This is a genomic window from Staphylococcus sp. SUC_1.2 (genome assembly GCF_026222585.1).
Genome location: NZ_JANJPM010000068.1, coordinates 1 through 2,362, shown reverse-complemented (window position 1 = coordinate 2,362; position 2,362 = coordinate 1). Strand labels below are relative to the sequence as shown.

3 protein-coding genes are annotated in these 2,362 nt (G+C 29.2%); 2 read left to right on the top strand and 1 reads right to left on the bottom strand.

What is annotated here, in order from left to right; genetic code table 11:
- Window positions 1–254 precede the first annotated feature (254 nt).
- Window positions 255–1,400 (bottom strand): radical SAM/CxCxxxxC motif protein YfkAB, encoded by a 1,146-nt coding sequence (yfkAB, locus tag NR218_RS12575; protein ID WP_017175223.1) that lies wholly within the window; start codon window positions 1,398–1,400, stop codon window positions 255–257.
- Between the two features lie 143 nt (window positions 1,401–1,543).
- Here yfkAB and NR218_RS12570 point away from each other — a divergent pair, with 143 nt between their 5' ends.
- Together NR218_RS12570 and NR218_RS12565 are read left to right on the top strand one after the other, a co-directional pair.
- A complete protein-coding gene (locus tag NR218_RS12570) occupies window positions 1,544–1,705 on the top strand; it encodes an SE1561 family protein (RefSeq protein WP_002450046.1) in 162 nt (53 codons plus the stop codon).
- Window positions 1,706–1,813: 108 nt separating this feature from the next.
- Window positions 1,814–2,332: a type 1 glutamine amidotransferase domain-containing protein gene (locus tag NR218_RS12565; protein WP_017175222.1), complete on the top strand. Its 519-nt coding sequence runs from the start codon at window positions 1,814–1,816 to the stop codon at window positions 2,330–2,332.
- Window positions 2,333–2,362: the final 30 nt, after the last annotated feature.

The following is a 2,362-nucleotide window of genomic DNA, read 5'->3' as shown; positions in this document are numbered from 1 at the left end:
TTTAAATTATACGAAAGGGTTTTAGGGCCTTGTTTTTTAAAAATAATTCAATGTAAAATTACATATAAATACAAAGTGTTTTGGTGAGACTCTTGAGGCAATAGGATATGCTAAAGACTACAGGCTGAAGTTGTGCCCTAAGAAAGCGAGTCAACAATACGCAGTATTGTAAATAAAATAGCCAGTAAATGAGTTTACAATAAACTCATTTACTGGCTATTTTGCTAGGAATTATGTCCCAGTTTCTTTTAATTTTATTGAAAACTATGTTCAGTGTGCATTGTGATTTCATTTTCTCTAAAGTTTGTATTTGGATAATACATATTTTTAACTAATACATTTGGTCCTAAACATTGGAAAGCTTCACAATGACAATTTAAAGATTTTGCTAAATCTGTTGATAACCAAGCATCAAATACATCTGTGAGCTTATCATTTTTAATATTAGAAATTGTTCCGTTTTCATCACCAAAATCTGTTACAATAACGTCCCCACTAAATACATTTACATTTAAGCGACTACGGCCATCTGGGTCATTTCGAACAGTAACATTTTTTTCATTTCTTAATCGTTCAAGTAAAAGTTGGTCATTTTCATCGTTTATGCAAGGATAGATTGGGAGAGTACCAAATAACATCCAAGTATTTTTATCACGAATGTCTAATAAATGATGAATAGCTTGCTTCATGTCTTTTAATGATAATACATTGAGTTGACTTGCAAAATCTGCTGGATACATAGGATGAACTTCATGACGACTACACTTCATATCATTAACAATTTCTTTATGTATGTTTTCTAAATGTGGTAGGGTATTTTGATTTAACATTGTTTCTGCTGAAACAAACATCCCTTGGTCAGATAATGTACTAGCATTATCTAGCATTTGTTCATATAATTTTAACTTTGCTTTTAAAGGAGGTTGTTTTTTCATTGCGCCAAAGCCCACCTCTGCAAATTCTTGGATGGTACCCCAATTATGAGAAATGTGCATGACATCAATATACTCAGCAATTTCTAGATATCGATCTTGAGGTAACGTTAAATTAGAATTCATTTGCACATATATGCCTCTTTGATGCGCATATTTTAATAATGGTTTAACAACATTATTTATAGATTTCTTTGAAAACATAGGTTCTCCACCTGTAATCGACATAGTACGTAAATTGGGAATTTCATCTAAACGTTGATAAATAAGATTCATAGGTAATGGATCAGGATCTTTTGTTTGTAATGTATAACCAACTGCACAGTGACTACATCTCATATTACATAAATTTGTTGTGGTAAATTCTACATTACTCAAAGTGAGTTGATCGAATTGTTTAATATCATTATAAGCTTCCCACGGATCATTATAAATTGAGATTGCTTGTTTAATTTTTGATGTTGTCATTATAAAAACTCCTAAACTTTTAAAACATTCTTCTTTATAAAATTACAATAAATATTATTAGAATTATATCTCTTTTTGTCAAATTTTGTTAGGATAGTTATGAATAAAAGCTAAAAATATTATATATAAGGAGTTAAATTCCGATGGATGAAAAACAAACTATTGAACAAATTAAAACAAGATTGTCTAAATTTTTAGAAGATATTGATCACGTTAATCCTGATGAAGTAAGTGTAAAAGATATTGATGAATGGATTGGATTATTAGATCAATTAGAAGAAAAAGTTAAGTTAGTTTCTAAGTAATTGTGGAGTATGAAAAAGTTTTTAACTAAATTTAATATTTATGTTTAAACCATCTTAAATTTGTCTATAATTAAATATAATAAAACGAAAGAAAAGGTGATTTTGGTTATGACTAAAAAAGTAGCAATTATTTTAGCTGATGAATTTGAAGATATAGAATTAACAAGTCCTAAAGAAGCATTAGAAGAAGCAGGATTTGAAACTGAAGTTATTGGAGATACTGCGAACGCTGAAGTTGTTGGGAAACATGGCGAAAAAGTTACAGTAAATGTAAGTATTGCTGATGCTAAACCAGAAAATTATGATGCAATATTAATTCCTGGTGGTTTCTCTCCAGATAATTTACGTGGAGATGCAGAAGGACGTTATGGAACATTTGCAAAATACTTTACTAAAAATGATGTTCCAACATTTGCTATTTGTCACGGACCTCAAGTTTTAATTGATACTGATGATTTAAATGGTCGCACTTTAACTGCAGTATTAAATGTTCGTAAAGATTTATCAAATGCAGGTGCCAATGTTGTTGATGAATCAGTAGTAGTTGATAATAATATTGTAACAAGTCGTGTACCTGATGATTTAGATGATTTCAATAGAGAAATCGTTAAAAAATTAAATGATTAATTTAAAATAACTTTTTGAAAGTTATATTTG